The organism is Streptomyces sp. NPDC020490, from assembly GCF_044335305.1.
GTDB lineage: Bacteria > Actinomycetota > Actinomycetes > Streptomycetales > Streptomycetaceae > Streptomyces.
The window spans coordinates 50,037-75,576 of record NZ_JBIRUY010000038.1 but is presented as its reverse complement, the minus strand read 5'-3'; the positions used below and the strand labels follow the sequence as shown (position 1 = coordinate 75,576).

General features: G+C 69.7%; 21 protein-coding genes and 2 pseudogenes. 5 read left to right on the top strand and 18 right to left on the bottom strand.

The features are described from left to right. Positions 1-134: 134 nt before the first annotated feature. The 4 genes from ACH4ZX_RS32170 to ACH4ZX_RS32155 form a co-directional block, all read right to left on the bottom strand. Positions 135-2,687, bottom strand: coding sequence for an ATP-binding protein (locus ACH4ZX_RS32170; protein WP_398280481.1), 2,553 nt, complete (start codon positions 2,685-2,687; stop codon positions 135-137). 263 nt (positions 2,688-2,950) lie between these two features. Continuing rightward, the gene (locus tag ACH4ZX_RS32165) at positions 2,951-3,274 is read right to left on the bottom strand and encodes an STAS domain-containing protein (protein WP_003997851.1); all 324 of its coding nucleotides are present in this window, start codon (positions 3,272-3,274) and stop codon (positions 2,951-2,953) included. Between the two features lie 167 nt (positions 3,275-3,441). Beyond that, a complete protein-coding gene (locus ACH4ZX_RS32160) occupies positions 3,442-4,290 on the bottom strand; it encodes a 3-hydroxyacyl-CoA dehydrogenase family protein (protein WP_398280479.1) in 849 nt (282 codons plus the stop codon). Positions 4,291-4,574: 284 nt separating this feature from the next. Beyond that, a complete protein-coding gene (locus tag ACH4ZX_RS32155) occupies positions 4,575-5,258 on the bottom strand; it encodes a hypothetical protein (protein WP_398280476.1) in 684 nt (227 codons plus the stop codon). A 239-nt stretch (positions 5,259-5,497) separates the two neighbouring features. On the opposite strand from ACH4ZX_RS32155, the gene ACH4ZX_RS32150 reads away from it, so the two are divergent. Both ACH4ZX_RS32150 and ACH4ZX_RS32145 read left to right on the top strand, forming a co-directional pair. Further along, a complete protein-coding gene (locus ACH4ZX_RS32150; RefSeq protein ID WP_398280473.1) occupies positions 5,498-6,262 on the top strand; it encodes a transposase in 765 nt (254 codons plus the stop codon). A gap of 31 nt (positions 6,263-6,293) precedes the next feature. Beyond that, a pseudogene (locus tag ACH4ZX_RS32145) lies at positions 6,294-6,536 on the top strand (transposase family protein); the annotation flags it as partial. A 54-nt stretch (positions 6,537-6,590) separates the two neighbouring features. On the opposite strand, the gene ACH4ZX_RS32140 reads toward ACH4ZX_RS32145, so the two are convergent. Together ACH4ZX_RS32140 and ACH4ZX_RS32135 are read right to left on the bottom strand one after the other, a co-directional pair. Beyond that, on the bottom strand, positions 6,591-7,088 hold the full coding sequence (locus tag ACH4ZX_RS32140) for a DUF1877 family protein (RefSeq protein ID WP_398280470.1): 498 nt from the start codon (positions 7,086-7,088) through the stop codon (positions 6,591-6,593). A gap of 987 nt (positions 7,089-8,075) precedes the next feature. Beyond that, positions 8,076-9,755: pseudogene (locus ACH4ZX_RS32135) on the bottom strand (RHS repeat-associated core domain-containing protein); the annotation flags it as partial. Here ACH4ZX_RS32135 and ACH4ZX_RS32130 point away from each other — a divergent pair. The 3 genes from ACH4ZX_RS32130 (at position 9,657) to ACH4ZX_RS32120 (ending at position 13,466) form a co-directional block, all read left to right on the top strand. Next, complete coding sequence (locus ACH4ZX_RS32130; protein ID WP_398280533.1) at positions 9,657-10,670, top strand: L,D-transpeptidase; 1,014 nt, start codon at positions 9,657-9,659, stop codon at positions 10,668-10,670. The pseudogene ACH4ZX_RS32135 and the gene ACH4ZX_RS32130 overlap by 99 nt on opposite strands. Before the next feature lie 102 nt (positions 10,671-10,772). Beyond that, the gene (locus ACH4ZX_RS32125; RefSeq protein ID WP_398280467.1) at positions 10,773-11,345 is read left to right on the top strand and encodes a cob(I)yrinic acid a,c-diamide adenosyltransferase; all 573 of its coding nucleotides are present in this window, start codon (positions 10,773-10,775) and stop codon (positions 11,343-11,345) included. A 297-nt stretch (positions 11,346-11,642) separates the two neighbouring features. Further along, positions 11,643-13,466, top strand: a complete 1,824-nt coding sequence (locus tag ACH4ZX_RS32120) for a glycosyl hydrolase family 18 protein (protein WP_398280464.1) — start codon at positions 11,643-11,645, stop codon at positions 13,464-13,466. A 172-nt stretch (positions 13,467-13,638) separates the two neighbouring features. On the opposite strand, the gene ACH4ZX_RS32115 is transcribed toward ACH4ZX_RS32120, so the two are convergent. The 12 genes from ACH4ZX_RS32115 to glyA all read right to left on the bottom strand — a co-directional run bounded on the left by ACH4ZX_RS32115 (position 13,639) and on the right by glyA (position 25,029). Next, the gene (locus tag ACH4ZX_RS32115) at positions 13,639-14,085 is read right to left on the bottom strand and encodes a DUF2550 domain-containing protein (RefSeq protein ID WP_398280462.1); all 447 of its coding nucleotides are present in this window, start codon (positions 14,083-14,085) and stop codon (positions 13,639-13,641) included. Between the two features lie 142 nt (positions 14,086-14,227). Then, on the bottom strand, positions 14,228-14,602 hold the full coding sequence (locus tag ACH4ZX_RS32110) for a F0F1 ATP synthase subunit epsilon (protein WP_324786214.1): 375 nt from the start codon (positions 14,600-14,602) through the stop codon (positions 14,228-14,230). 129 nt (positions 14,603-14,731) lie between these two features. Continuing rightward, entirely contained in the window at positions 14,732-16,168 is a 1,437-nt protein-coding gene (gene atpD / locus ACH4ZX_RS32105; protein ID WP_398280458.1) for a F0F1 ATP synthase subunit beta, read from the bottom strand. Beyond that, positions 16,168-17,082: a F0F1 ATP synthase subunit gamma gene (locus ACH4ZX_RS32100; RefSeq protein ID WP_398280456.1), complete on the bottom strand. Its 915-nt coding sequence runs from the start codon at positions 17,080-17,082 to the stop codon at positions 16,168-16,170. The genes atpD and ACH4ZX_RS32100 overlap by 1 nt, the downstream gene beginning before the upstream one ends. Positions 17,083-17,102: 20 nt before the next feature. Continuing rightward, complete coding sequence (gene atpA / locus ACH4ZX_RS32095; RefSeq protein ID WP_398280454.1) at positions 17,103-18,695, bottom strand: F0F1 ATP synthase subunit alpha; 1,593 nt, start codon at positions 18,693-18,695, stop codon at positions 17,103-17,105. A gap of 130 nt (positions 18,696-18,825) precedes the next feature. Continuing rightward, positions 18,826-19,641: a F0F1 ATP synthase subunit delta gene (locus ACH4ZX_RS32090; RefSeq protein WP_398280452.1), complete on the bottom strand. Its 816-nt coding sequence runs from the start codon at positions 19,639-19,641 to the stop codon at positions 18,826-18,828. Continuing rightward, the gene (locus tag ACH4ZX_RS32085) at positions 19,638-20,192 is read right to left on the bottom strand and encodes a F0F1 ATP synthase subunit B (protein WP_324786208.1); all 555 of its coding nucleotides are present in this window, start codon (positions 20,190-20,192) and stop codon (positions 19,638-19,640) included. The genes ACH4ZX_RS32090 and ACH4ZX_RS32085 overlap by 4 nt, the downstream gene beginning before the upstream one ends. 43 nt (positions 20,193-20,235) lie before the next feature. Beyond that, a complete protein-coding gene (gene atpE, locus ACH4ZX_RS32080) occupies positions 20,236-20,466 on the bottom strand; it encodes an ATP synthase F0 subunit C (RefSeq protein WP_024884520.1) in 231 nt (76 codons plus the stop codon). 70 nt (positions 20,467-20,536) lie between these two features. Then, a complete protein-coding gene (atpB, locus tag ACH4ZX_RS32075) occupies positions 20,537-21,358 on the bottom strand; it encodes a F0F1 ATP synthase subunit A (RefSeq protein ID WP_398280449.1) in 822 nt (273 codons plus the stop codon). A gap of 225 nt (positions 21,359-21,583) precedes the next feature. Further along, a complete protein-coding gene (locus ACH4ZX_RS32070) occupies positions 21,584-21,997 on the bottom strand; it encodes a hypothetical protein (RefSeq protein WP_398280530.1) in 414 nt (137 codons plus the stop codon). 302 nt (positions 21,998-22,299) lie between these two features. Beyond that, the gene (locus ACH4ZX_RS32065) at positions 22,300-23,628 is read right to left on the bottom strand and encodes an MraY family glycosyltransferase (protein WP_398280446.1); all 1,329 of its coding nucleotides are present in this window, start codon (positions 23,626-23,628) and stop codon (positions 22,300-22,302) included. 162 nt (positions 23,629-23,790) lie between these two features. Beyond that, entirely contained in the window at positions 23,791-25,029 is a 1,239-nt protein-coding gene (glyA, locus tag ACH4ZX_RS32060) for a serine hydroxymethyltransferase (protein ID WP_398280443.1), read from the bottom strand. Positions 25,030-25,540: the final 511 nt, after the last annotated feature.

Sequence of the window (25,540 nt, the reverse complement as noted above, 5' to 3'; positions counted from 1 at the left end):
CGGACGGGGGCGCCGCGTCCCACCCCCCCCCCCCGCGCGCTCCCGCCCGCCACCCGCGGTCCCGCTTTCACCCCCCCCCCCCGGCCCCCCCCCCGGGGGCCCCCCCCCCCCCCGGCCCCTCGTCCGTCACCGCGTCAGATCACCGTGCCCGCCGTTCCCGTGCCGCCGACGGTCGGCGTGCCCGCCGAGCCGCTCGTCACCGTCGGGGCCGCCGACGCCCGGCCGCTGGCCGAGTCGGAGGTGGACGGCGTCGTGGACGACGAGCTCGACGCGGACGGCGACGCGGACTCCGTCGGCGTGGGGCTCGACGACGTCGACGGCGTCGTCGACGGCCTGGTCGTGGGCGTCCGCGACGGCGGCCTGGTGGTCGGCGTCCGCGAGGGACTGCTCGACGCGGCGCCGGAGCTCTGCGTGCCGCTCGGTTCGTCGGACGGCCCTGCGGTGTCCGCGGGCGGGGCCGGGTCGTCGGACGTGCCGAGGGTGCCGTCGGGGCCCGGATCGGTCGGCCGGCTGGTCGCCGTACCGGTGTCGCCCTTGCCGGTCCCGCTCTCGGGATTGTCGGCGCCCAGGCTGCCGTCGTCGAGGCCCTGGCTGGCCGACGGGTTGACGCCGACCTGGTCCGAGGGGTTGTCGGCGTTGTTGTCGGAGGTGGCGCCGAGCGTGACCACCGTGCCCAGCACGGCGGCGAGCAGGGCGCCCGCGCCGGCCGCGACGAGATTGCGGCGGGCGAGGCCGCGCAGGCCGCCGCGGGGGGACTTCGCCGGGCCGTCGGAGGGCTCCCGGTGCACGACGAAGGGCTCGGCCGGCGACTGGAACGGGGCCGCCGCCGCGAACGCGGCCGGCACACCGCCGGCCGGCGACCGCGACTCCTCGGAGCCCGCGTCCGGCACCTCCTCGCCCGCGTTCGCACCGAGCGCCGCCGGCGTACCGAGCGCCGCGGCCGCACCGAGCGCCGCGGCCGTACCGGCACCCGCGGGCGGGCCGGAGCGGTCGGTGACCAGGGCGAGGGCGCGGCGGCCGGTGACGGCGCCGCGCTTGTCGGCGGCCGCGCCGCGCAGGCCGACGGACGCCTCCAGCTCGGTGCGGGCCCGGTCGAGCTCTCCGCCGCACAGCGCGAGGATGCCGAGCTCGTGGTGGAAGTAGGCCTGTTCCGACACCTCGCCGGCCAGCCGGGAGGCCTCGGCGCCGGAGCGCAGCGCCCGCTCCCAGGCGCTCCAGTGCAGCCCGGCGGCGAACGCGGGCGCCGCGGTGCGGGCCAGCCGCACGGCCACGCTCGCCTCGCCGTCGAGGGACGCGGTGGTGGCCGGCACCAGGACGGCGAGGGCGGCGAGCAGGGCGTCGGCCTCGGCGCACACGCGCTCCGGGGTGACCGACGGGTGGCCGGCCCACCAGGCGTAGTGCCGGGCCGCCGTCAGGGCCTGCGCCTCGGCGTCTTCGGCGTAACCGGCGGCCTCCAGCTGGGTGAGCACCCCGGCGGCGAGCCGGTAGCGGGAGCCGACCGGCAGGGCCAGTCCGCTGCTCACCAGCTCGCCGAGGGCGGCGTCGGCGTGGGTGTCGCCGACGAGGGCGGGCAGATGGGCCTGGTGCGGGACCTCGCCGCCGAGCACGACGGCGAAGCGCAGGGTGGCGCGGGCGGCGGGGCTGAGCCGGGAGGCGAGCAGCCGGGCGGGCGCGGCGGCCTCACCGAGCGAGGGCAGCGGGGTCTCGTCGCCGTCCCCGGCGTCCAGCGGCACGTCGGCGGGGGTGGCGTCGGCGAAGACGCCGAACTCGTCGACGGCTTCGGCGCTCGCACGCAGCTGGTCGCGCTGGAGCAGCAGGGCGCCGGCCTGGACGAACCGCAGCGGCAGGCCCTCGGACTCGAACCAGAGGTCGCCGGCCCAGTTGGCCTCCTCCTCGGTCAGTGCCCGGCCGACGACACGCTCCAGGATGTCCACGCCGGCGGCACGTCCGAGACCGCCGAGGGCGATCTCCTCGATCCCCGCGTCGGCGGACGGCGCGGGCACGTCGGGCGTGGCGCCGATCAGGAAGGCGCACTCGGGCGTCGCGTCCAGCAGGTCGTCCAGGGCGGCGCCGCCGAACTCGATGTCGTCGACGACGACGACCGCGCCGACGTCCCGCAGGCAGTCGAGCAGCTCCTCCCGGCCGGGACGGTGCAGGGACGCGTCGTGGACGGCGTGGAAGAGGTCGTACAGCAGGTCGTCGGCCGTCCGGCGGAAGCCGCTCAGCCGGACGACGCCGTCCGGGGCGAGGTCCGCGCAGTCCTCGGCGACGACGTCGAGGAGGCTGGTGCGGCCGGAGCCGACCGGGCCGGTGAGGCGCACGGAGCGGCCGCGGGCGAGCAGCCGGACGAGGTCCTCGCGCACCTCCTGGCGTTCCAGGAGCGGCAGTGACAGCCGGGCCGGTCCGGGCGGGGCGGGCGGCCGGGCGGCGCGGGCCGCACGGTCGCGTTCGTCCGCCGTCAGCTTCGCCGGGCGTCCCGGGCGCTCGCCCGGCGGGCAGATCTCGATCTCGCCGCCGTCCACCGGGTTGACGGTGAGCAGGTAGTCGCCGGTGACGAGCTGCACGGTGCGCGCGAGCGCGGGAGCGTGCTGTCCGAAGTCGGGTGTCAGGGGATCCCTGGGCGGGCGCTGACGCGGCGCGTTGCCGTCGTGGCCGTACTCCTCGGGTCCCCGGCTGTTCGGGTCCATAGGTTCAAGCCCCCAAAAGCATCGTGTGCGTGAGCCCCTCCCGGCCTTGCTGCACACCGCGCTGTCGCTTCTGGTCCGGGCCCGCTCGCAGGGGTGTCAGGCAGCGGGCGACCGAACCCTAAACCTTCGCTCAGTATCCACGACAGTCCGGGGTGCCGCGCCGCCCGAGACGTCACGGTCTCATGAGGATTGCGTGCGACGGGCCTTTCGGTGCCGAGCGCCCGGGTCTCCCCCGTCATCCGGTTCACACCGGTTCGAGCGGGTCACACGCGGGGCAGCGACTCCACCCCGATGCCCCCCTCGATCGCCAGGATGCGGTGCAGCCGGGTGGCCACCAGCAGGCGCTGCATCTGCGGCGGTACGCCGCGCAGCACCAGGCGGCGGCCGCAGCGGCCGGCCCTCCGGTGGGCCCCCATGATCACCCCGAGCCCGGTGGCGTCCCAGGAGTCGAGTTCGGACAGGTCCAGCACCAGGTCGCCGGCTCCGTCGTCGACGGCCGAGTGCAGGACCGTACGGGCGTCCGCCGCGCTGCGGACGTCGAGGCGGCCCCCGACGACCAGCTCGGCGTGGTCGCCCCTGATATGCATATGCGCTCCCCGTGATCGCGGTGGCGTACTCCGTGACGGTGGCTGTGCATCGTCTGACTGCTTCAGCGGCGGCCTGGTTGCCGTCTGCAAGCGAACCGATACCGAATTCACCCCGGGGAGTGATTCCCCGGGGCTGTGCGGTGCGTGCGGTGCCGTGTTGCGGAGGTTCAGTACGTGTAGAAGCCCTGCCCGCTCTTGCGTCCGATGTCACCGGCATCGACCATCCGGCGCATCAGCTCCGGCGGGGCGAACTTCTCGTCCTGCGACTCGGTGTAGATGTTGCTGGTGGCGTGCAGCAGGATGTCGACGCCGGTCAGGTCCGCCGTGGCGAGCGGTCCCATGGCGTGGCCGAAGCCCAGCTTGCAGGCGAGGTCGATGTCCTCGGCGGTCGCCACGCCCGACTCGTACAGCTTCGTCGCCTCGACGACGAGGGCGGAGATGAGCCGGGTCGTCACGAAGCCGGCCACGTCCCGGTTGACGACGATGCAGGTCTTGCCGACGGACTCGGCGAACTCCCGCGCGGTGGCGAGGGTTTCGTCGCTCGTCTTGTAGCCGCGGACGAGCTCGACGAGCTGCATCATCGGCACCGGCGAGAAGAAGTGCACGCCGACCACCCGCTCGGGGTGCTCGGTGGCCGCCGCGATCTTGGTGATCGGGATCGCGGAGGTGTTGGAGGCGAGCACCGCGTCCTCGCGCACGAGCTTGTCGAGCGCGCGGAAGATCTCGTGCTTCACCTCGAGCTTCTCGAACACGGCCTCGACGACGATGTCCGCGTCGGCGGCGGCGTCCAGGTCGGTCGTCGCGGTGATGCGGGCCAGGGCGGCGTCGGCGTCGTGCGCCTCCATCCGGCCCTTGGCCACGAACTTGTCGTACGAGGCCTTGATGCCGTCGGTGCCACGCCTGAGCGCCTCGTCGGTGACGTCGCGCAGAACGACCTCCCAGCCCGCCTGCGCGGAGACCTGGGCGATACCGGACCCCATGAGTCCGGCCCCGATGACGGCGAGCTTCCGTGCCACTGTGCGACTCCCCTGATACGCGCTGTCGTCAGGCCCTGGCGTGCTCTCCCCCCGTCCGCTCGATGGGTTGGGCCGGGCGTCACGGGACGGTCCTGGAACCAGGAAATCACCACGACGCCGCCGGGGAGGCGGGAAGGTCACGCAGGCGCCTATCTTCTCCGGCGGACACTAGCGCCCGTGGGGGGCGCAGCGGCCAGATTAGTAACGCGTTTCACGTCTCACGGGGTGAGATGCCGGTCACGTCCGCGGGTGCGGGGCAGTTGACGCCCTGTCGGTGGCCACCGTCACCGCGCGCCGGGCGGCAGTGTCACGCTCCCGGTGAACGGGCCTCGGCTGTCGGCCCGCACCTCCTGGCTCACCGTGATGTCCCCGCCCTGGAAGGGGACGAGGAAGCTGAACGCGTAACGGTGCGAGGTGACCCGGTACCCGTGGGCCCCGTCCAGGTCCCATGTCTCGCTGAAGCTCCCGAGCGTGATCCGGTCGTCGGTCGCCGTCACCCCGGCCCTGCGCAGCTGCGCCAGGGTCGGCTCCACCTCCCGCACCGCGCGCTCCAGCGCGGGACGTCCGCGTGCGGCCGACAGCGCCCAGCCGGACGCGTCGACCCGCAGCCGGACGTCCTGGCCGCCGGCCCCCGTACGGCTCGCCTTCGCGCTCTTCGCGTACGCCGCGAACGCGTCCGGCTCGGCCAGGGGGTCCTCCACGTCGTCGGCGATGCGGGCATCGGTCAGCGGACCCTTCGTCCACGCGCCGCCGCCCTCCTTGACGTAACCCGTGCCGCCGACGACGTACACCACCTCGGGCTTGCGCTCGCCCTTGCTCGTGGTGACCGTGCCGGTCTGCCGGAGCGCCGCGGGGGCGGTGGTCCGGTGCACGGTCGCGGTGTACGTGGCACTCGACGGCGCCTGCCCCCGCATGACCGCGGACTCACTGCCGCGCAGGGCGAACGTCCACCCCTTCCCGGCCGCCATGGACTGCCGCGCCCGGGCGACGAACTGAACGGCGGTCCTCGGCTCGGGCGAGCTTGCGCCCCCGTCCCCGTCGCCGGGTCGTGATGTGCCCGTCGGCCCGGTCCGATCCTGCGCCGCCGTCGAGGAACCGCCCTCCCGGGCCGGCCGCGACTCACCGCCGGACTGCGAACATCCGGTCACGGCAACGGCCGCGGCGACCAGGAGGACGGCAGCGGCGGACTTGCGTCCACCCCGGCGGCATGTTCGGGAAAGAACTGAAGATCGTCGCCCGGCTGCGTGAGCAGCACGCCGCCGCCCATGAGTTCTGGGAACAGGGGATGTCAAAGGCAGCGATCGGCCGGAAACTCGGACTGCACCAGGCGACCGTCCGCAAACTGGTGAACGCCCGCTCCGCCGACGACGTCGTCGCCAAGAGCCTGCAGCGGGCACATATCGTCGACCCATACGTCGGCCACCTGCACCAGCGCTGGAACGAAGGCATCCGAAACGCCGCCCAGCTCTACCGGGAGATCCAAGAACTCGGCTACCCAGGCGGAGAGTTGGCCGTCCAGCGCCACCTGCGGCGCTACCGGACCGGACGCGGACACGCACCCGACCCGGGACCCAAGCCTCCGTCGGTCCGCGAGGTCACCTCCTGGATCATGACCCACCCCGAGCACCTGCGGGACGAGAACGCCGACAAGCTGCATCGGCTGCGTGAGCGCGATCTGGAACTCGACCGGCTCACCCTTCACGTCAGGAAGTTCGCCGCGATGATGACCGGCCGCCACGGCGAACGCCTCGAAGACTGGATCACCGACGTCGAACGGGACAGCCTGGCTCCGCTTGCGGGCTTCGCACGCAACCTCCGCCGCGACTTCGACGCCGTCCGCAACGGCCTGTCCCTGCCCCACAACTCCGGTGCTGTCGAGGGCAACATCAACCGACTGAAAATGCTGGAACGCCAGATGTTCGGCCGCGCCAGCCTCGATCTCCTGCACAAACGCGTCCTGCTCACACGATGAGCCCCAACCCACCGGATCACAAGATCGTCGACAGAACGCCGGCGATGGCTTCCGCCACCCGTACAAGAAGCCCGCCGGAGGCGAACCGACCGAAGCCCGGCAGACGTACAACAAGGTCATCCGCGGTATCCACGGGGTCTGCGAGCGCGCCAACTCCCTGCTCAAGACGACCTTCACGGCGCTGCGCAGGGTCAGCCTCGACCCCAGCCGCATCACGAAGATCGCCGCCGCAGCCCTCGTCCTGCTCCAACTCGAGTACGACCGCACCATCTGAACGATCACACAACGTCATGATCCATTACTGGGAGAGGCTCAATGTGGTCGCGTCTCAAGCCCACACCGCTTTGACCACGGCATGGCCTGCTGAAGCCGCGCGTCCATAGAATCCTTGGAGGTCACGGTGAATGTCCAGGAACTCCTGCCTGACCGCCGCCTCTTCCCCGGCCCAGCCGCCGAGCTTGGCACCGGCGATGTTCCAAAGCTCATCGAAAGAGACAGTCGCGAGGAAGTCCGCGGCCTGCGACACCCCAGGCGGCTCCAGAATCATCAGGGGAGGGTTGGAGGGGTCGGCGTCGGCGCTGTGTGCCACGGGGCGGCCGCCGTAAATCGGCAGCGTCCAGGGCTTGTCGACATCTGGCTGGAGAACCTCGGCTGCGGCATAGAGGTCATTGACGGAGCTGAAGACCTTCTCGATCGAGTCGGCGATACCTGCCGCGTACTCGTCGGGGTGGTTGTCCCAAGCCTCGGACATGAAAGCCGCAAGCCAGGTGTGGTCATCCCGGAACTCGGACTCCGCGATGGCGCGAAGGTGCAGGTGGATGCTCACCGCGACGAGACCTCCATTTCGGTGGCCCGCTGTCGGGCCGAACGGACAAATTTACTCGATGGAACCGACGGGGGGCGGGCCGCCCTGTCTTGGGAAACAGGGCCCGGCGGGGCCGCACGGCATCCATGTAGCGCATGGAATTCCTTTCACCGTGCGGCCCCCGCCTACTCCTTGCGGGGCCGGCCGAACGGACGCACCCGGTACGGCCGGCCATGATCAGGCGATCAAAGCGTACGCCTCTCTGAACATCGCTCCGGCGGCCGCGAAACTCGGCACGTCATCCGCAACACCGAGACCGCCGGTGCCCACATCCTCGGCCACCGTGCCGACTGCAAGCGCGGTGGCCGAGAGACCAAGGCCCACGCCTCCCAGGATGTCGAGGAAGGAATGCCCTCCGCTCTCATTCCCAGTGCGCTTTTGTTCGTCTCCGTCAGTATCGTATGCAATTACGCCCGGAGAGATCTGTGACGGCCAGATCTTGACCATTTCGTTCGGCTTGGCATAGTTCGGAACCACTCCCGGCGGGAAGTCGAATCCGACTTTCGCTACGCGCTTGTCACCGGATGCCTTGAGCTGTTCCTGTAGATACTTGACCTTGTTCTCAACTTCCTTCTTCCCCTTCCGCTCCGCGTCTCCGCCGGCATGCTTGGCGTCCCAGACGTAGACCGCGTCGTCGGTCCAGTACAGGAGGTCGGCATAACCGACTCCCTTCCCTGGCTTTTTGGACGAACCTCCGGCGATTGTGTTGCGGTCGTCCCGGGGGCCACCGGAGGCGCTCAGGTCCATGCTCACCGAGCCGCCGCCCATCGGCTGGAACGCGGCCAGGTACGTCGCAACGAACATGATCGCGGTGTCGTGTCCACCATCGTATTGATCGAAGTGGCACGACTCGCAGAAGTCGTTCGGGTTGAACAGCTGCGCCACTGTGTCACCACAGGAGAGACACGTCCCGCCGCTGCCACCGCCGCCACCGCCGCCGTCCAGCATGTGCCCGTCGAGTTCGACGAGGCTCGTCGGGTTGCCACCGCCGAACGCGTACCGGTTGCTGGTGTAGGGATCGGCGCCAAGACGCATGTCGGCCAGCGCCCCGTTGTACATGTCCCGGGTGGTGAAGCGATTCAGGCCTGGGCTGTAGTTGCGGAAGCCCATGTCGTAGGTGCCTGACTGGGCATCCCAGCGCTTGGCGTTGAAGCGGTAGGGGTTGTACGCCTCCTTGGTCGGGTCTGCGGCATCGGGCTTGTCGATGCCGGTGAACTCGGAGTCGTCGTCCTTGCCGTAGGCGGTGTAGCCGTAGGTGGCCTTGGTGTCGCCGTCGTCGTCGGTCAGGGTCTCGACGTCGGAGTGGCTGTTGTAGCCGTAGTAACCGTCCTCGGTCGTGCCGTCGCTGTTGTGCTTGACCTGCGACAGGCGTTCGCCCCAGGGGCTGTACTGGTACGACTTGGTCAGCGTGCCGGCGACCTTCTCGTCCAGGACCTCGTTCGAAAGGCCCAGGTACTCGAAGTCTGTCGTCTTGCCGTCCGCCGTCTTCGACGCGGTGCGATCGAGCGGGTCGAAGGTGTAGGTCGTCGACTTCATCGCACCCGCCGAGTCCCTCTTCTGGGACTCCACGACGTGGTCGAAGCCGTCGTACACGCTCCGCTCGATGACCTGGCCGCCCGAAGTGACGGACTCCGTCCGGCCGAACGGGTCGTAGTTGTAGTTCGCTGCGCTGCCGGAGACCGTCGCGGTCAGCAGTCGGTTGCGGTCGTAGTTGTAGGTGGTCGTGGTGCCCTTGACCGTCTGGCTGATGACGTTGGCGTTGTTGTCGTGGACGTACGTCTCGGTGCCCGCGCCGTTGCCGGTCTTGACCGACTGCTTGAGCCGGTCGGCCGGGTCGTAGGTGTAATCCGTGGTGGAGTCGAGGTACGCCGAGTGATTCTCGGCGTTCATCTTCTTCGCCACGTCCTGCGACTTGTTGCCGTTCGGGTCGTAGGCGTAGGTGTGCGAGTCGACGAGAGTGCCGTTCGGCTTGTTCTCCACCGACGTCTTCAGCGCCTGGTCCAGGTAGTACGTGTAGTCGACCGTGTTGCCGTTGGCCTTGGTCTCCTTCAGCTTCAGGCCGCGGTCGGTGTACGTGAACGACGTGACCTTCGGCGACGCGTCCGTGGCGGACTTGCCGACCGAGACGGTCTTGACCAGTTCCCGCAGGTCGTAGGAGTACTTGGAGTACTGGTCCGGGTGGGTGATGGTGTCCTGCTGGCCGTCCGCGTCATACATGTACGATGTGGACTTCTTCTCCACCCCGGCCAGGTTCTCGGTGACCTTCTGGACCTGGTTGAGGCCCGTGTAGGTGATCGCGTAGTTGTCAATCTTCGCGGTCGACGACGTGTCGTCGATCGATGTCAGGTTGCCGTTGAGGTCGTAGGAGAAGGCGAAGTTCGTCTTTTCCGTGTCCGCCGGGTCACCGCTGGTGTCCCGGACGAGCTTGACCGCGTCGGCGACCACGACTCCACCGCTGTTCTGGAACAGCTGCAGCTTCGCCGCGTTGCCCTGCTTGAAGGCAAAGGACCCCAGTGAGACCCAGGTGCCCTGGTTGGCGGTGGCGTTCTGGTCGATCGTCTTGTCGGCCGTCCCGCCGTCGTACGTCACCGTGTACTTCGCCGTCGTGGCAGCGCCCGTCACCTTCGGTTCCTCGCCACGGCCGCCGCCGGCGGGGCGCTCCTCCTGGTCGCGGGCTGCGGAAGCGGTGGGGAGGATGCCGGGGCCTCCGGGCAGGTCGCCGCCGACGCCGGTTCCACCGGGACTCGCGGCGCCTCGCCAACCGCCGACGCCGATGCGAGCGCGTCCCCGTCCCCGTCGGCTTCGGCTTCGGCTTCGGCTTCGGCTTCGTCGTCCGCCTCCGCGTCCGCCAAAGCCGGCGCTGGCACCTCCGCGAAGGGGACGGCGACCGCAACCGGCGGTGCCACGCGGACCGGCACCGACGGCACGCAGGGCGCCACGAACAGTGCCCCCGATTTCCCCGTCCCCGTCGACGTCGGCGACGCCACCCAGGTCATCACCGTCAAGGCCGGTGGCTCCTACGCCACCGTCACGGCCTGGGCCAAGGGGTCCTCCGGCTGGAAGGCGCAGTTCAGCACGAGCGCCGGGCGGGTCGGGTCCAACGGCGTGACGAACGGGGCGACCCGGCAGCAGGGCACGTACACCACGCCCAGCGGCACCTACACCATCACCGAGGGGTTCGGCGTCCAGGCGGGCGGCACGAGCATGCCGTACCACGTGGTCGGCTCCGACGACTGGTGGGTGGAGGACCCGGAGTCGAAGTTCTACAACTCGATGCACGGCGAGGCGGGCGCCGACTTCCCGCTCACCGAGGCCGGTGACCGGGGCAGCGAGCACCTGATCAACTACCCGACCCAGTACGCCAAGGCCCTCGTCATCAACTACAACCGCCGGCCCGCCGTCCCGGGACGGGGCGCGGGAATCTTCCTGCACGTCAACGGGGCGGGAGCGACGGCCGGTTGCGTGTCGGTGCCGCGCGCCACGATGGACGGCATCATGTCCTGGATCCGCCCCGCCGCCCACCCCCGCATCGCGATCGGCTGACCGGCCTGCCCAACGTGACGGCCGCGCAACCCGACGTGACAGTGGCCGTGACAGTGGGCACACGACCACCCTGGACGGCCGGGGCGTAACTACGCTGGTCACATGGTCAATCTGACGCGCATCTACACCAGGACCGGCGACAAGGGCACCACTGCCCTCGGTGACATGAGCCGGGTCGCCAAGACGGACCTCAGGATCTCGGCGTACGCCGACGCCAACGAGGCGAACGCGGTGATCGGCACGGCGATCACGCTGGGCAATCTGGAGGAGGAGGTCGTCAAGGTCCTCGCCCGCGTCCAGAACGACCTGTTCGACGTGGGCGCGGACCTCTCGACGCCGGTGCAGGAGAATCCGGAGTTCCCGCCGCTGCGGGTGGAGCAGTTCTACATCGACAAGCTGGAGGCGGACTGCGACCGCTTCAACGAGCGGCTGGAGAAGCTGCGCTCCTTCATCCTCCCCGGCGGCACTCCGGGGGCCGCGCTGCTGCACCAGGCCTGCACGGTCGTCCGGCGCGCCGAGCGTTCGACGTGGGCGGCGCTGGAGGTGCACGGCGAGACGATGAACCCGCTGACGGCCACCTACCTCAACCGCCTCTCCGACCTCCTCTTCATCCTCGCCCGCACGGCGAACAAGGACGTCGGGGACGTGCTCTGGGTCCCGGGCGGGGAGCGTTGACGCTGACGAGATCGAGCGGCCCGCGTCCTTCCCTTTCCGGGACGGCGCGGGCCCGCGGTGTTCATGGGGCCTCGGCCACGTGCCGGGCGAAGACGCACGTCAGCCGCCCGCCCGGCGCGCCGGAGTCGTGCAGGCGTGCGGCCAAGCGGACGTAGCCGCAAAGGAGTTGGGGCGCAGGAAGCCGGAAGCAGACTGGTCCAGACCTCTTGACCCGTGGTCCAGACCTTTCTATTCTCGCGGCACCGTGGGCGTGAAGGCTCAGTCATGCCCCTGACACCCCCAAGAGGGAGGCGCACCATGCGCTTCAGACACAGGGCCGCGGCGGCGTTCGCGACGCTGTTGCTCCCGCTGGCCGGACTCGTCGGCCTCGCGAGCCCGGCCCAGGCCGCGACGACCGCCACCGCCAGCTACACCAAGACCCAGGACTGGGGCACCGGCTTCGAGGGCACGTGGACGGTGAAGAACACCGGCACCACGACCATCAGCTCCTGGACGGTCGAGTGGGACTTCCCCTCCGGCACGTCCGTCACCTCCGCCTGGGACGCGGACGTCACCTCCGCCGGCACCCACTGGACCGCCAAGAACAAGTCCTACAACGGCTCGATAGCCCCCGGCGCCTCCGTCTCCTTCGGATTCAACGGCTCCGGCACCGGCTCCCCCGCCAACTGCAAGCTCAACGGCGACAGTTGCGACGGAACGACCGTCCCCGGCGACGCGGCGCCCTCCGCGCCGGGCACCCCCACCGCCTCCGGCGTCACCGACACCTCGGCGACGCTGTCGTGGAGCGCGGCCACCGACGACAAGGGCGTCAAGAACTACGACGTCCTGCGCGACGGCACGAAGGTCGCCACCGTGACGACGACCTCGTACACGGACACCGGCCTGACCGCCGGCACCGACTACTCGTACACCGTCCAGGCCCGTGACACCGCCGACCAGACCGGACCGGTCAGCGGCGCGGTCGCCGTGCGCACCACCGGCACCACCACTCCCCCGCCCACCGGCGGCGACAAGATCAAGCTCGGCTACTTCACCGAGTGGGGCATCTACGGCCGGAACTACAACGTCAAGAACCTGGTGACGTCCGGCTCCGCCGCGAAGATCACGCACATCAACTACGCCTTCGGCAACGTCACCGGCGGCAAGTGCGTGATCGGCGACTCCTACGCCGACTACGACAAGGCCTTCACCGCCGACCAGTCGGTCAGCGGCGTGGCCGACACCTGGGACCAGCCGCTGCGCGGCAACTTCAACCAGCTGCGCCAGCTCAAGGCGAAGTACCCGCACATCAAGGTGCTGTGGTCGTTCGGCGGCTGGACCTGGTCCGGCGGCTTCGGTGACGCCGCGAAGAACCCGGCCGCCTTCGCGCAGTCCTGCTACGACCTGGTCGAGGACCCCCGCTGGGCCGACGTCTTCGACGGCATCGACATCGACTGGGAGTACCCGAACGCCTGCGGTCTGACCTGCGACACCAGCGGCGCGGCGGCCTACAAGAACCTCATGCAGGCGCTGCGCGCCAAGTTCGGCTCGAACAACCTGGTCACCGCCGCGGTCACCGCCGACGGCTCCTCCGGCGGCAAGATCGAGGCCGCCGACTACGCGGGCGCCGCTGCGTACGTCGACTGGTACAACGTGATGACGTACGACTTCTTCGGCGCGTGGGACGCCAAGGGCCCCACGGCCCCGCACTCCCCGCTCACCTCCTACAGCGGCATCCCGAAGGCCGGGTTCACCACGGCCGACGCGATGGCCAAGTTCAAGGCGATCGGGGTGCCCTCGAGCAAGCTGCTCATCGGCATCGGCTTCTACGGGCGCGGCTGGACCGGCGTCACCCAGGACGCCCCCGGCGGCACGGCCACCGGACCCGCGGCCGGCACCTACGAGCAGGGCATCGAGGACTACAAGGTCCTCAAGACGTCCTGCCCGGCCACCGGCACGGTCGCCGGCACCGCCTACGCGCACTGCGGCAGCAACTGGTGGTCGTACGACACCCCGGCCACCATCGGCTCGAAGATGGCGTGGGCCAAGACCCAGAACCTGGGCGGCGCCTTCTTCTGGGAGTTCAGCGGCGACACGAGCAACGGCGAACTGGTGAGCGCCATCAGCAACGGCCTGAGCTGATCCGTCCCTTCCCCACCCCGCCGCGGGCGGCCTCCGGGCCCGTCCGCGGCGGGCTTCTTCATACGCTCCGAAAGGCGGGCTTCTTCATACGCGCCGAAAGCGGGGCGGGCTACGCCACGTTCACCCCTCCCAGACTTCGTCCGGGGGGACCCCCACCCAACGATGAACGCGGCTACGCCACGTTCACTCGTTGTCCGGGCGGGGCCGCCTCCAGCCAGGCGAGGAAGCCGGTCAACGCGTCGTCGCTCATGGCGAGTTCGAGGCGCGTGCCGCGGTGCAGGCAGGTGAGGACGACGGCGTCGGACAGCAGCGCCAGCTCCTCCTCGCCCTCGGGCAGACGGCGGCCGGCGACCTCGATCGCCGCGCGCTCCAGGGTGCGCCGCGGCCGGTAGGCGTAGGAGAAGACGCGGTACCACTCGATGCGGTCGCCGTTGTAGCGGGCGACGCCGTAGCTCCAGCCCTTGCCGCTGGTGTCGGGTTTCTCCGTCACGTCCCAGCGCAGACTGCAGTCGAAGGTGCCGCCCGAGCGCTGGATGAGCCTGCGACGCAGGCCGAAGACGAACAGCCCCAGCACCACGAGGGCGACGACGATTCCGCACACAGTCAGAGCGAGGACCATCGGCACCGACCTCCTCGTCTCCTAGGTACCCGTACAGGTAACGGAACGGAAAAATCATCCAGATTTGCCTCAGCCGCGGCGGGCACCGGATCGCTCCGGTCCCAGCCGCGGCTGAGTGACGTCATCGCACGGCGCGCTGGGGTCAGCGCGCCGCCGCTGCCCGCAGTCGTACGTCGGCACGGCGCAGCGCGTGGGCGTCGGCCTCGGCCTGCGCGCGCTCACGCGCCCGCTCCGCGCGCTGGACATCGATCTCGTCCGAGAGCTCGGCGATCTCTGCCAGCAGGGACAGCTTGTTGTCCGCGAACGAGATGAAACCGCCGTGCACAGCGGCGACGACCGTTCCACCATCACTCGTACGGATGGTCACCGGGCCCGATTCCAGCACACCGAGCAGCGGCTGGTGACCGGGCATGACGCCGATGTCGCCGGACGTGGTGCGCGCGACGACCAGGGTGGCCTCGCCGGACCAGACCTCTCGGTCGGCCGCGACCATCGCGACGTGCAGCTCAGCAGCCAAGGGTGGCTCCTCGGGTCACCACCCGGCGGGTCTGCCGGGTGTTGGTTACAAGTCTAGTAGGCGTGAGAGAGGGGGCGGGACGAACCCCGCCCCCTCTGACATGAGCACAGCTCACGGTGAGCGCGAGGCTCAGGAGACGCCCAGCTCCTTGGCGTTCTTCTTCAGGTCCTCGAGACCACCGCACATGAAGAAGGCCTGCTCGGGGAAGTGGTCGTACTCACCGTCGCAGATCGCGTTGAACGCGGCGATCGACTCGTCCAGCGGGACGTCCGAGCCGTCCACGCCGGTGAACTGCTTGGCGGCGTGGGTGTTCTGGGACAGGAAGCGCTCCACGCGACGGGCACGGTGGACGACGAGCTTGTCCTCCTCGCCGAGCTCGTCGATACCGAGGATCGCGATGATGTCCTGCAGGTCCTTGTACTTCTGCAGGATCGTCTTCACGCGCATGGCCGCGTTGTAGTGGTCCGCCGCGATGTAGCGGGGGTCCAGGATCCGGGACGTGGAGTCCAGCGGGTCCACGGCCGGGTAGATGCCCTTCTCCGAGATCGGACGGGAGAGCACCGTCGTCGCGTCGAGGTGGGCGAAGGTGGTGGCCGGCGCCGGGTCGGTCAGGTCGTCCGCGGGGACGTAGATCGCCTGCATCGAGGTGATCGAGTGACCGCGGGTCGAGGTGATGCGCTCCTGGAGCTGACCCATCTCGTCCGCCAGGTTCGGCTGGTAACCCACCGCGGACGGCATGCGGCCGAGCAGCGTGGAGACCTCGGAACCGGCCTGGGTGAAGCGGAAGATGTTGTCGATGAAGAACAGCACGTCCTGCTTCTGGACGTCGCGGAAGTACTCCGCCATCGTCAGACCGGCCAGGGCGACGCGCAGACGGGTGCCCGGGGGCTCGTCCATCTGGCCGAAGACCAGCGCGGTCTTGTCGAGGACGCCGGACTCCTCCATCTCCGCGATGAGGTCGTTGCCCTCACGGGTGCGCTCGCCGACGCCCGCGAAGACGGAGACGCCCTCGTGGAGGTTGGCGACACGCATGATCATTTCCTGGATCAGCACGGTCTTGCCGACGCCGGCGCCACCGAACAGACCGATCTTGCCGCCCTTGACGTACGGGGTCAGCAGGTCGACGACCTTCAGGCCGGTCTCGAACATCTCGGTCTTCGACTCGAGCTGGTCGAACGCCGGGGCCTTGCGGTGGATGGACCAGCGCTCGCCGTCGTAGGACTCGTCGACGTTCAGCACCTCGCCGAGGGTGTTGAACACCTTGCCCTTGGTGAAGTCGCCGACCGGGACGGAGATACCCGTGCCCGTGTCGGTCACCGCGGCCTGGCGGACCAGACCGTCGGTGGGCTGCATGGAGATGGCGCGGATCACGCCGTCGCCCAGGTGCTGGGCGACCTCCAGGGTCAGCGTCTTCTTCTCGCCCGCGTTCGCCGGGTCGGCGACCTCGACGTGCAGGGCGTTGTAGATCTCCGGCATCGCGTCGACGGGGAACTCCACGTCGACGACCGGGCCGATGACCCGGGCGACGCGGCCCGTAGCCGTCGCGGTCTCAACAGTGGTGGTCATTAGCGGTCACTCCCCGCGGTCGCGTCGGCCAGGGCGCTCGCGCCACCGACGATCTCGCTGATTTCCTGGGTGATTTCGGCCTGGCGGGCCTGGTTGGCAAGCCGGGTGAGCGTCTCGATCAGCTCACCGGCGTTGTCCGTGGCCGACTTCATCGCGCGCCGCGTGGCGGCGTGCTTCGAAGCGGCCGACTGGAGCAGCGCGTTGTAGATACGGCTCTCGACGTACCGCGGCAGCAGGGCGTCGAGGACGTCCTCCGCCGACGGCTCGAAGTCGAACAGCGGCAGGATCTCGCCCTGGGGCTTGTCCTGGGCCACCTCTTCGAGACGCAGCGGCAGCAGCCGGGCGCCGAGTGCGGTCTGCGTCATCATCGAGACGAACTCGGTGAAGACGATGTGGAGTTCGTCCACGCCGCCGTCCGCCGTGTCCTTCTCGATCGCCTCGATCAGCGGGGCCGCGACCTTCTTGGCGTCCGCGTACGTGGGCTCGTCGGTGAAGCCGCCCCAGGACTCCGCGATCTTGCGCTCACGGAACTTGTAGTGGGCGACACCGCGGCGGCCGACGATGTAGGTGTCGACCTCCTTGCCCTCGCGCTCGAGACGCTCGGTCAGTTGCTCCGCGGCCTTGATGGCGTTGGAGTTGAAGGCGCCGGCCAGACCGCGGTCGCTCGTCATGAGCAGGACCGCGGCACGGGTCGGGTTCTCCGCCTCCGTGGTGAGCGGGTGCTTGGTGTTCGAACCGGTACCGACCGCCGTGACCGCTCGGGTGAGCTCGTTCGCGTACGGCGTGGAGGCCGCCACCTTGCGCTGCGCCTTGACGACGCGCGAGGCGGCGATCATCTCCATCGCCTTCGTGATCTTCTTGGTCGCGGTGACGGATCGGATGCGACGCTTGTAGACCCGGAGCTGGGCTCCCATGAGTCAGGTCCCTTCCGTCGTCACTTGCCGGAGGTGGCAGGGGCGTCCTCGCCGAGCAGCTTGCCGTCCGAGGTCTCGAACTGCTTCTTGAACTCCGCGATGGCGTCCGCGACGGCCGTCAGCGTGTCGTCGGACATCTTGCCGCCCTCCTTGATGGAGGTCATGAGGCCCTGCTCCTTGCGGTGCAGGTACTCCAGGAGCTCCTTCTCGAAGCGGCGGATGTCGGCGACGGGGACCTCGTCCATCTTGCCGGTGGTGCCGGCCCAGACGGAGACGACCTGGTCCTCGGTGGCCATCGGCTCGTACTGCGCCTGCTTCAGCAGCTCGACCATGCGCTGACCGCGCTCCAGCGAGGCCTTCGACGCGGCGTCCAGGTCGGAACCGAAGGCGGCGAACGCCTCCAGCTCACGGTACTGGGCGAGGTCCACGCGGAGACGGCCGGAGACCTGGCGCATCGCCTTGTGCTGGGCCGAGCCACCGACGCGGGAGACCGAGATACCGACGTTCAGGGCCGGACGCTGGCCGGCGTTGAACAGGTCGGACTCCAGGAAGCACTGGCCGTCGGTGATGGAGATGACGTTGGTCGGGATGAACGCCGAGACGTCGTTGGCCTTGGTCTCGACGATCGGCAGACCGGTCATCGAGCCGGCACCCAGGTCGTCGGAGAGCTTCGCGCAGCGCTCCAGCAGACGGGAGTGCAGGTAGAAGACGTCACCCGGGTAGGCCTCACGGCCCGGCGGGCGGCGCAGCAGCAGCGACACGGCACGGTAGGCGTCGGCCTGCTTCGACAGGTCGTCGAAGATGATGAGGACGTGCTTGCCCTCGTACATCCACTGCTGGCCGATGGCCGAACCGGTGTACGGCGCCAGGTACTTGAAGCCGGCCGGGTCGGACGCCGGGGCGGCGACGATGGTCGTGTACTCCAGGGCGCCGTTCTCCTCCAGCGCGCGGCGCACGCCGGCGATGGTGGAGCCCTTCTGGCCGATGGCGACGTAGATGCAGCGGACCTGCTTCTTCGGGTCGCCCGAGCGCCAGTTGTCGCGCTGGTTGATGATCGTGTCGATGGCCAGGGCGGTCTTGCCGGTCTGGCGGTCACCGATGATCAGCTGACGCTGGCCGCGGCCGATCGGGGTCATCGCGTCGACGGCCTTGTAGCCGGTCTCCATCGGCTCGTGCACCGACTTGCGCTGCATGACCGTGGGGGCCTGCAGCTCGAGGGCGCGGCGGCCGGACGTCTCGATCTCGCCGAGGCCGTCGATCGGGTTGCCGAGCGGGTCGACGACGCGGCCGAGGTAGCCCTCGCCGACGGCCACGGAGAGCACCTCACCGGTGCGGGTGACCGGCTGCCCCTCCTCGATGCCGGCGAACTCGCCGAGCACGATGGCACCGATCTCGCGCTCCTCGAGGTTGAGGGCGAGGCCGAGGGTGCCGTCCTCGAACTTCAGCAGTTCGTTGGCCATGGCCGAGGGCAGGCCCTCGACCTTCGCGATGCCGTCGCCGGCAAGGGTGACCGTACCGACCTCCTCGCGCGAGGCCGCGTCCGGCTGGTACGACTGGACAAAGGTCTCCAGTGCGTCCCGGATCTCCTCCGGCCGGATCGTGAGCTCCGCCATCTGGGTTCCCTGCTCTCCTTGTTGGGCCCGAAGTTTCACTTTGGGGGGATGGGGACTCCCCCCTGAAAGAGGTGAATCCTCTGCACGGCCCAACCAGGGCCGTAAGTACGTCTTGCTTATGAAGTTGCTGCTAGCTCGCCAGTCGGCGGCCTGCGTCCTCGATGCGGTCCGCGATGGAGCCGTTGATGACCTCGTCGCCGACCTGCACCCGGATCCCGCCGATGACTTCGGGGTCCACGTCGATGTTCAGGTGCATGCGGCGCCCGTAGAGCTTCGCCAGGACGGCGCCCAGGCGCTGCTTCTGCGCGTCGCTCAGCGGCACCGCCGAGGTGACCACGGCCACCAGACGGTCCCGGCGCTCGGCGGCCAGCCTGGACAGGGAGTCCAAGCCCGTCTCCAGGCTACGTCCCCGCGGCGCGCTCACAAGACGCACCACCAGACGCTCGGTCGTCGCGGCGGCCCGGCCGCCGAGCAGCCGGTGCAGCAGCTCGACCTTGGCCGGTACGGAAGCCTTGCGGTCGGTCAGCGCGGCGCGCAGCTCGGTGTTCGAGGTGAGGATCCGGCCGAACCGGAACAGCTCGTCCTCGACGTCGTCGAGCGTGCCCGCCCGCTGGGCGGCGGTGAGGTCGGCGATGTTCGCCAGCTCCTCGAGCGCGTCCGCCAGGTCGCGGGACTGCGACCAGCGGGAGCGCACCATGCCGGACACCAGGTCGGCGGCGGGACCGCTGACCTGGCTGCCGAACAGGCGCTGGGCCAGACCGGCCTTGGCCTCACCGGACTGCGCCGGGTCGGTCAGGACCCGACGCAGGCCGACCTCGCGGTCGAGCAGCGCGGTGACGGCGGCCAGCTCGTCGGCGAGCGAGCCGGCGTCCACGGACGTGGAGTCCGTCAGCGCGTCGAGACGCTCGCGTGCGGCTGCCAGGGCCTCGCGGCTCGCTCCGTTCATCGCGTGGCCTCGGCCTTCGTCGCCTTGTCGTCGAGCTCGTCAAGGAAACGGTCGATCACACGGCTCTGCCGGGCGTGGTCCTCGAGGGACTCGCCGACGAGCTTGCCGGCCAGTTCGGTGGCGAGCTTGCCGACGTCCTGGCGCAGCGCGGACGCGGCGGCCTTGCGGTCGGCCTCGATCTGGGCGTGACCGGCGGCGACGATCTCCTCGCGCTGCCGCTGGCCCTCGGCGCGCATCTCGGCGATGAGCGCGGCGCCCTGCTCCTGCGCCTCCTGGCGCAGACGCGCGGCCTCGTGCCGGGCCTCGGCGAGCTGAGCCTTGTACTGCTCAAGGACGCTCTGGGCCTCGGTCTGCGCGGCCTCGGCCTTCTCGATACCGCCCTCGATGGCCTCGCGACGCTCTTCCAGAACCTTGTTGATGTTCGGGAGAAGCTTCTTGGCGAGGAAGCCGAAGACGATGACGAAGGCGATGAGGCCGATGACGAGCTCGGGGATCGGCGGGACGAGGGGATTCTCCATCTCCTCGGCCGCCACAATGAGCAGCTGGCTCATTTCGGTGCCTTTCGTCTAGTCGGCTGGTGGTGGATCTGTCAGATCACTTGCCGTAGACGAAGGGCATGACCAGACCGATCAGGGCCAGCGCCTCACAGAAGGCGAAGCCCAGGATCTGGTTGGCGCGGATCAGGCCGGCAGCCTCGGGCTGACGGGCCAGGGCCTGCGTGCCGTTACCGAAGATGATGCCGACGCCGACGCCGGGGCCGATGGCGGCAAGGCCGTAACCGATGGAGCCGAGCGAACCGGAGACAGCAGCAAGGGTCTGGGACATGCCAGTTCTTCCTTTTCTTTACCGGACCGGTGGGGGTTGGCCACCGGACGAATAGGGGGTGTGAGGGCGCTCAGTGGTGCTCGGCGAGCGCACCCTGGATGTAGGTGCAGGTCAGGAGCACGAAGACGTACGCCTGCAGGGCCTGGATGAAGAGCTCGAAGGCCGTCATCACCACGGTCATGATGAAGCTGACGCCGGCGTAGGCGATACCGACACCGTTCAGCAGGTACCAGCTGGCGATCGTGAAGAGCAGCAGCAGCGTGTGACCCGCGAACATGTTCGCGAAGAGTCGGACGGCGTGCGTGAACGGGCGGACCAGCAGGTTCGAGAAGAACTCGATGACCATGGCGAGCGGGAGCACGGCGCCCAGGGACTTGTCGTAGCCGGTGACGTTCTTGAAGAAACCGACGAAGCCGTGGCGCTTGAAGGTCAGCGAGACCCACAGGACGTAGACGACCAGGGCCAGGACCGCGGGGTAGGCGATGATCGACGTGACCGGGAACTGGGCGACCGGGATGACCGACCAGAGGTTCATCATCCAGATGAAGAAGAACAGCGAGACGACGAGCGGAACGTACTTCTCACCCTCGCGCTTGCCGATCGTCTCGTAGACGACTCCGCGCCGGATGAAGTCGTAACCGGCTTCGGCGACCATCTGCAGCTTGCCCGGCACGACCTGCGGCTTGCGGAACGCCGCCCAGAAGAAGCCGATGATGATGACCGAGCCGAGCAACGCCAGCAGCATCGTCTTGTTGAAGTACACGTTGCTGTTCGCGTCACCCCAGATGGGCTCGAACAGGAACGAGTGCAGGCCGGGGGCCGGGAAGCCACAGCCGTCGAAGATGTGGCAGTCGGTCTCGAAGGCGAGCACCTGCGTCGGGTCAGCACTCACCGCGGGCTCCTTCAGCGTGGCGCATAGGTACGGCAACCTCGTTGTGTCGGCGCGGCGCGCGGCCGCGGTTCGGCACCGGACTGGTGTTACGGATGTGGTGGCGGCTGTGGGGCATCAAGCCTCGCGATCGATCAGGCGTCAGCTCGGATGCCCGCGCCCGCGATGCCGCAGTTGGCACCGGACGATAGCAGGATCTCTCGGACGTCTTTATCCCAGCCCTATCCCTCACGACGAGTGCTCCGACTTTTCGGGCTCGACATAGAGGATCTTCGACTTCATATGGGCACGTGTCTGTGCGGCGATCCACGCGAGCGTGCCGACGAGCAGCGTGATCGCGAAAGCTTTGGGGTGGAACAGCGTCGTGTTCTTGAACACGGCCATGAAGACGAACAGCAGCAGGATCTGGGCGGCGTACAGCATCAGCCCCATGGCCTGGAACAAGTGCGGAAGCGATTTGGCGGTGCGCTGCAGAGCGTAGAGCCCCAGTCCCATGAAAAGGATCACGACCAGCGTCGCGACGACCGCCCCGATCGCCCCCTTGCCGCCGGCGACCACAGCGCTGACACCGACGGCGATCGCGCCGACGGCGGCTGTGGGCACAGCGGCCTGGAGCAGGTTCCGGGCGTCAGATGACGGCATGGCGGCAACTCCGCTTTTCACAGGGGGCAGGGGTGTCGTCATGGACGAGCGTAGTCCCGGGGTGAGAGGGAACCTCACGGCCAAGGGACCGTCGCAGTGCGGTCCTTCGGCTTTGTCCGGGGTTCTCGTGAACCGTATCACAAACTATTTGATGCGGTCTTTACCAAGCGGGTGTGCTTGCAGTCACACATGAGAGTGACCCTGCGCGTCTGTGCAGAAACAGCGCCGACTTGTCTGGTATTGGGCGGCTTTGCTCCCCCACGACTTGGCAATGCTCTAGTCAGATTCTTACCTTGCGGCCGTCAGCCCGACGTCCCGGCCTTCCGCCGGTCCAGCGAGCGGGAACGGCGGCTCACGGCGGTCGCCCCGTTGACTCCCGAGGTCCCGGCGGCGACCGGAGTCGGCGGCTCCTCCTCGGCCACAGACGCGTGCGCCGGGGTGGACGCGGCCTCGGCGACCGCCCTGCGCCGGCGGTAGCGCGGCGGTACGAAGGCCTCCGCCCAGCGCGGCGCCCGCGGGGTGAAGCGCGGCAGCAGGAGCAGCACCAGCCCCAGCGCGCTGAGGATCACCACGCTCAGCACGATCCACATGGAGGCCGAGTTGACGGAGTACGCGAGGGCGCCGAAGGCGATCAGGGCCGACCAGAAGTACATGATCAGTACCGCCCGGCTGTGCGAGTGGCCGATCTCCAGCAGCCGGTGGTGCAGGTGGCCGCGGTCGGCCGCGAACGGAGACTGGCCGCGCCAGGTGCGCCGCACGATCGCCAGCACCAGGTCGGCGGTCGGCACCGCGATGATCGTCAGCGGCAGCAGCAGCGGGATGTAGACGGGCACCGTCTGGTGCACGGCCGCCTTCTCGGACCCGACGAACAGCTTCAGCGCGTCCGGGTCGACCTGTCCCGTGATGGAGATCGCACCCGCGGCCAGCACCAGGCCGATCAGCATCGAGCCGGAGTCGCCCATGAAGATCCGCGCCGGGTGCATGTTGTGCGGCAGGAAGCCGATGCACATGCCCATCAGGATGGCCGAGAACAGCGTGGCGGGCGCGGCGGCCTCGATGCCGTACGAGTACCAGATCCGGTAGGCGTACAGGAAGAACGCGGTGGCGGCGATGCACACCATGCCGGAGGCGAGGCCGTCGAGGCCGTCGACGAAGTTCACCGCGTTGATGGTGATGACGACGAGCGCCACCGTCAGCAGGGTGCCCTGCCACTGCGTCAGCGCCACGTTGCCGACGCTCGGGATCGGCAGCCACAGGATCGTCAGACCCTGCATGACCATGACGCCGGCGGCGATCATCTGGCCGCCCAGCTTGATCAGCGCGTCGATCTCGAACTTGTCGTCCAGCACGCCGATCAGCCAGATCAGCGCGGCGCCGGACAGCAGCGCCCGCGGCTCGCTGGACTTGGCGAAGACCTCGCTGAGGTTGGTCAGGTGGTCGGCGACCAGCAGGCCCGCGCACAGGCCGAAGAACATCGCGATACCGCCGAGCCGCGGGGTGGGTTCCCGGTGCACGTCGCGCGCCCGGATCTCCGGCATCGCCCCCGCCACGATCGCGAACTTCCGTACCGGCCCTGTCAGCAGATACGTCACCGCGGCCGTGATGCAGAGCGTCAGCAGGTATTCACGCACGGGCTTCCCCACAGGTCTCGCTGGCCATCACAGCCCCACACCCTAGCGACGGACGCATACCAGTGGGGACTTCCGGGTAGCGACGATGGTTGCACGTGCGGCTGTGTCCTCGGCTCGCGCCCCGGTCGAACCTCATGTGCACGCCGGTGCGGCTGCCCCCGCTCAGCCGGAGTACGGCGGAAATCTACCGGCCAGCTCGCGTACCTCCTCACGCGCCTTCTGGCTCTCCACCTCGCCGCGCAGCACGCCGGCGAGCAGACCGGCGACGAACGCCATCTCCCCCTGGCCCATGCCCTGGGTGGTCACCGCGGCCGTGCCCAGCCTGAGGCCCCGGCCGTCCCCGTGCGGCAGCGCGCAGCAGTCCAGGAGCATCCCGGCGGCGGCCAGCCGCCCGCGCGCGGTGCGTCCGTCCACGCCGAGCGGCGCGGGGTCGGCGGTGATCAGGTGGGTGTCCGTGCCGCCGGTGGTCACCACCAGCCCCTCGGCGGCGAGTTGGGCCGCCAGGACCCGCGCGTTGGCGACCACCTGGTGGGCGTACGCGGCGAACGCCGGTGTCGCCGCCTCGCCGAAGGCGACCGCCTTGGCGGCGATGGTGTGCATCTGGGCGCCGCCCTGGGTGAAGGGGAAGACGGCCCGGTCGACCCGCTCGGCGAGGTCGGCTCCGCACAGGATCATCCCGCCGCGCGGCCCCCGCAGCACCTTGTGCGTGGTGGCGCAGACGATGTCGGCGTACGGCACCGGGCTGGGCGCCGCCTTCCCCGCGACGAGCCCGATGGGGTGGGCGGCGTCGGCGATGAGGAACGCGCCGACCTCGTCGGCGACCTCGCGGAAGAAGGCGTGGTCGATGTGGCGCGGATAGGCGATCGACCCGCACACGATCGCCTTCGGCCGGCGGGTGCGGGCCAGGGTGCGCACCTGGTCGTGGTCGATCAGGCCGGTCTCCGCGTCCACGCCGTAGCCGACGAAGTCGAACCAGCGGCCGGAGAAGTTGGCGGGCGAGCCGTGCGTGAGGTGGCCGCCGTAGGGCAGGCCGAGGGCGAGCACGGTGTCCCCGGGGCGCAGCAGCGCCGCGTAGGCGGCCAGGACGGCCGACGAGCCGGAGTGCGGCTGCACGTTGGCGTGCTCGGCGCCGAACAGCTCCTTGGCCCGCTCGACGGCGAGGCGTTCCGCGACGTCGACGATCTCGCAGCCGCCGTGGTAGCGGGCGCCGGGGTAGCCCTCGGCGTACTTGTTGGCCAGCGGCGAGCCGAGCGCGGCCAGCACGGCCGGCGAGGTGAAGTTCTCGGCGGCGATCAGCTGGAGCGTCGTGGACTGCCGGTCGAGCTCGCCGAACAGGATGTCGGCCAGTTCCGGGTCCTGCCGCCGCAGGACATCGGCCTCGCGCGTAGGGGTGACCGGCATGGTGTGCTCCGGGGGCGTCGACGGTGACGTACGACCAATGTAGGCCCGCCGCCGCCGGCGCGCCCGGCCGCGACGTCCTCCCGGGTGGCCGGACGAGCCCCTTGACACCCGCCCGGCCCTCCGCACCACCCGCACGGCCGCCCCCGTTGGGCCCCGTCACACCCATACCTGCATCCGCGCCCGCACCCGCACCCGTGCTCGCGCCCGCGCCCGCGCCCGGAAGCGGCGTACGGCGCACGGTACGGGCGTGTCTCCGGCCGGGTCTGTGCAGCCGGGTCCCTGTGCAGCCCTGGCGAGCCTCCAGAGCGTCGAGCCTCCGCGGCGGAAGCGCCCGCCGGCGCACACGGGTCGTGGAACTCGCCCGCCTCACCCGCCCCGGCCGCCAGGCCGCCAGGCCGGAAGGCCGCAGGCCGCAGGCCGCCAGGCCGGAAGGCCGCAGGCCGCAGGCCGCCAGGCCGGAAGGCCGCAGGCCGCAGGCCGCCAGGCCGGAAGGCCGCAGGCCGCAGGCCGC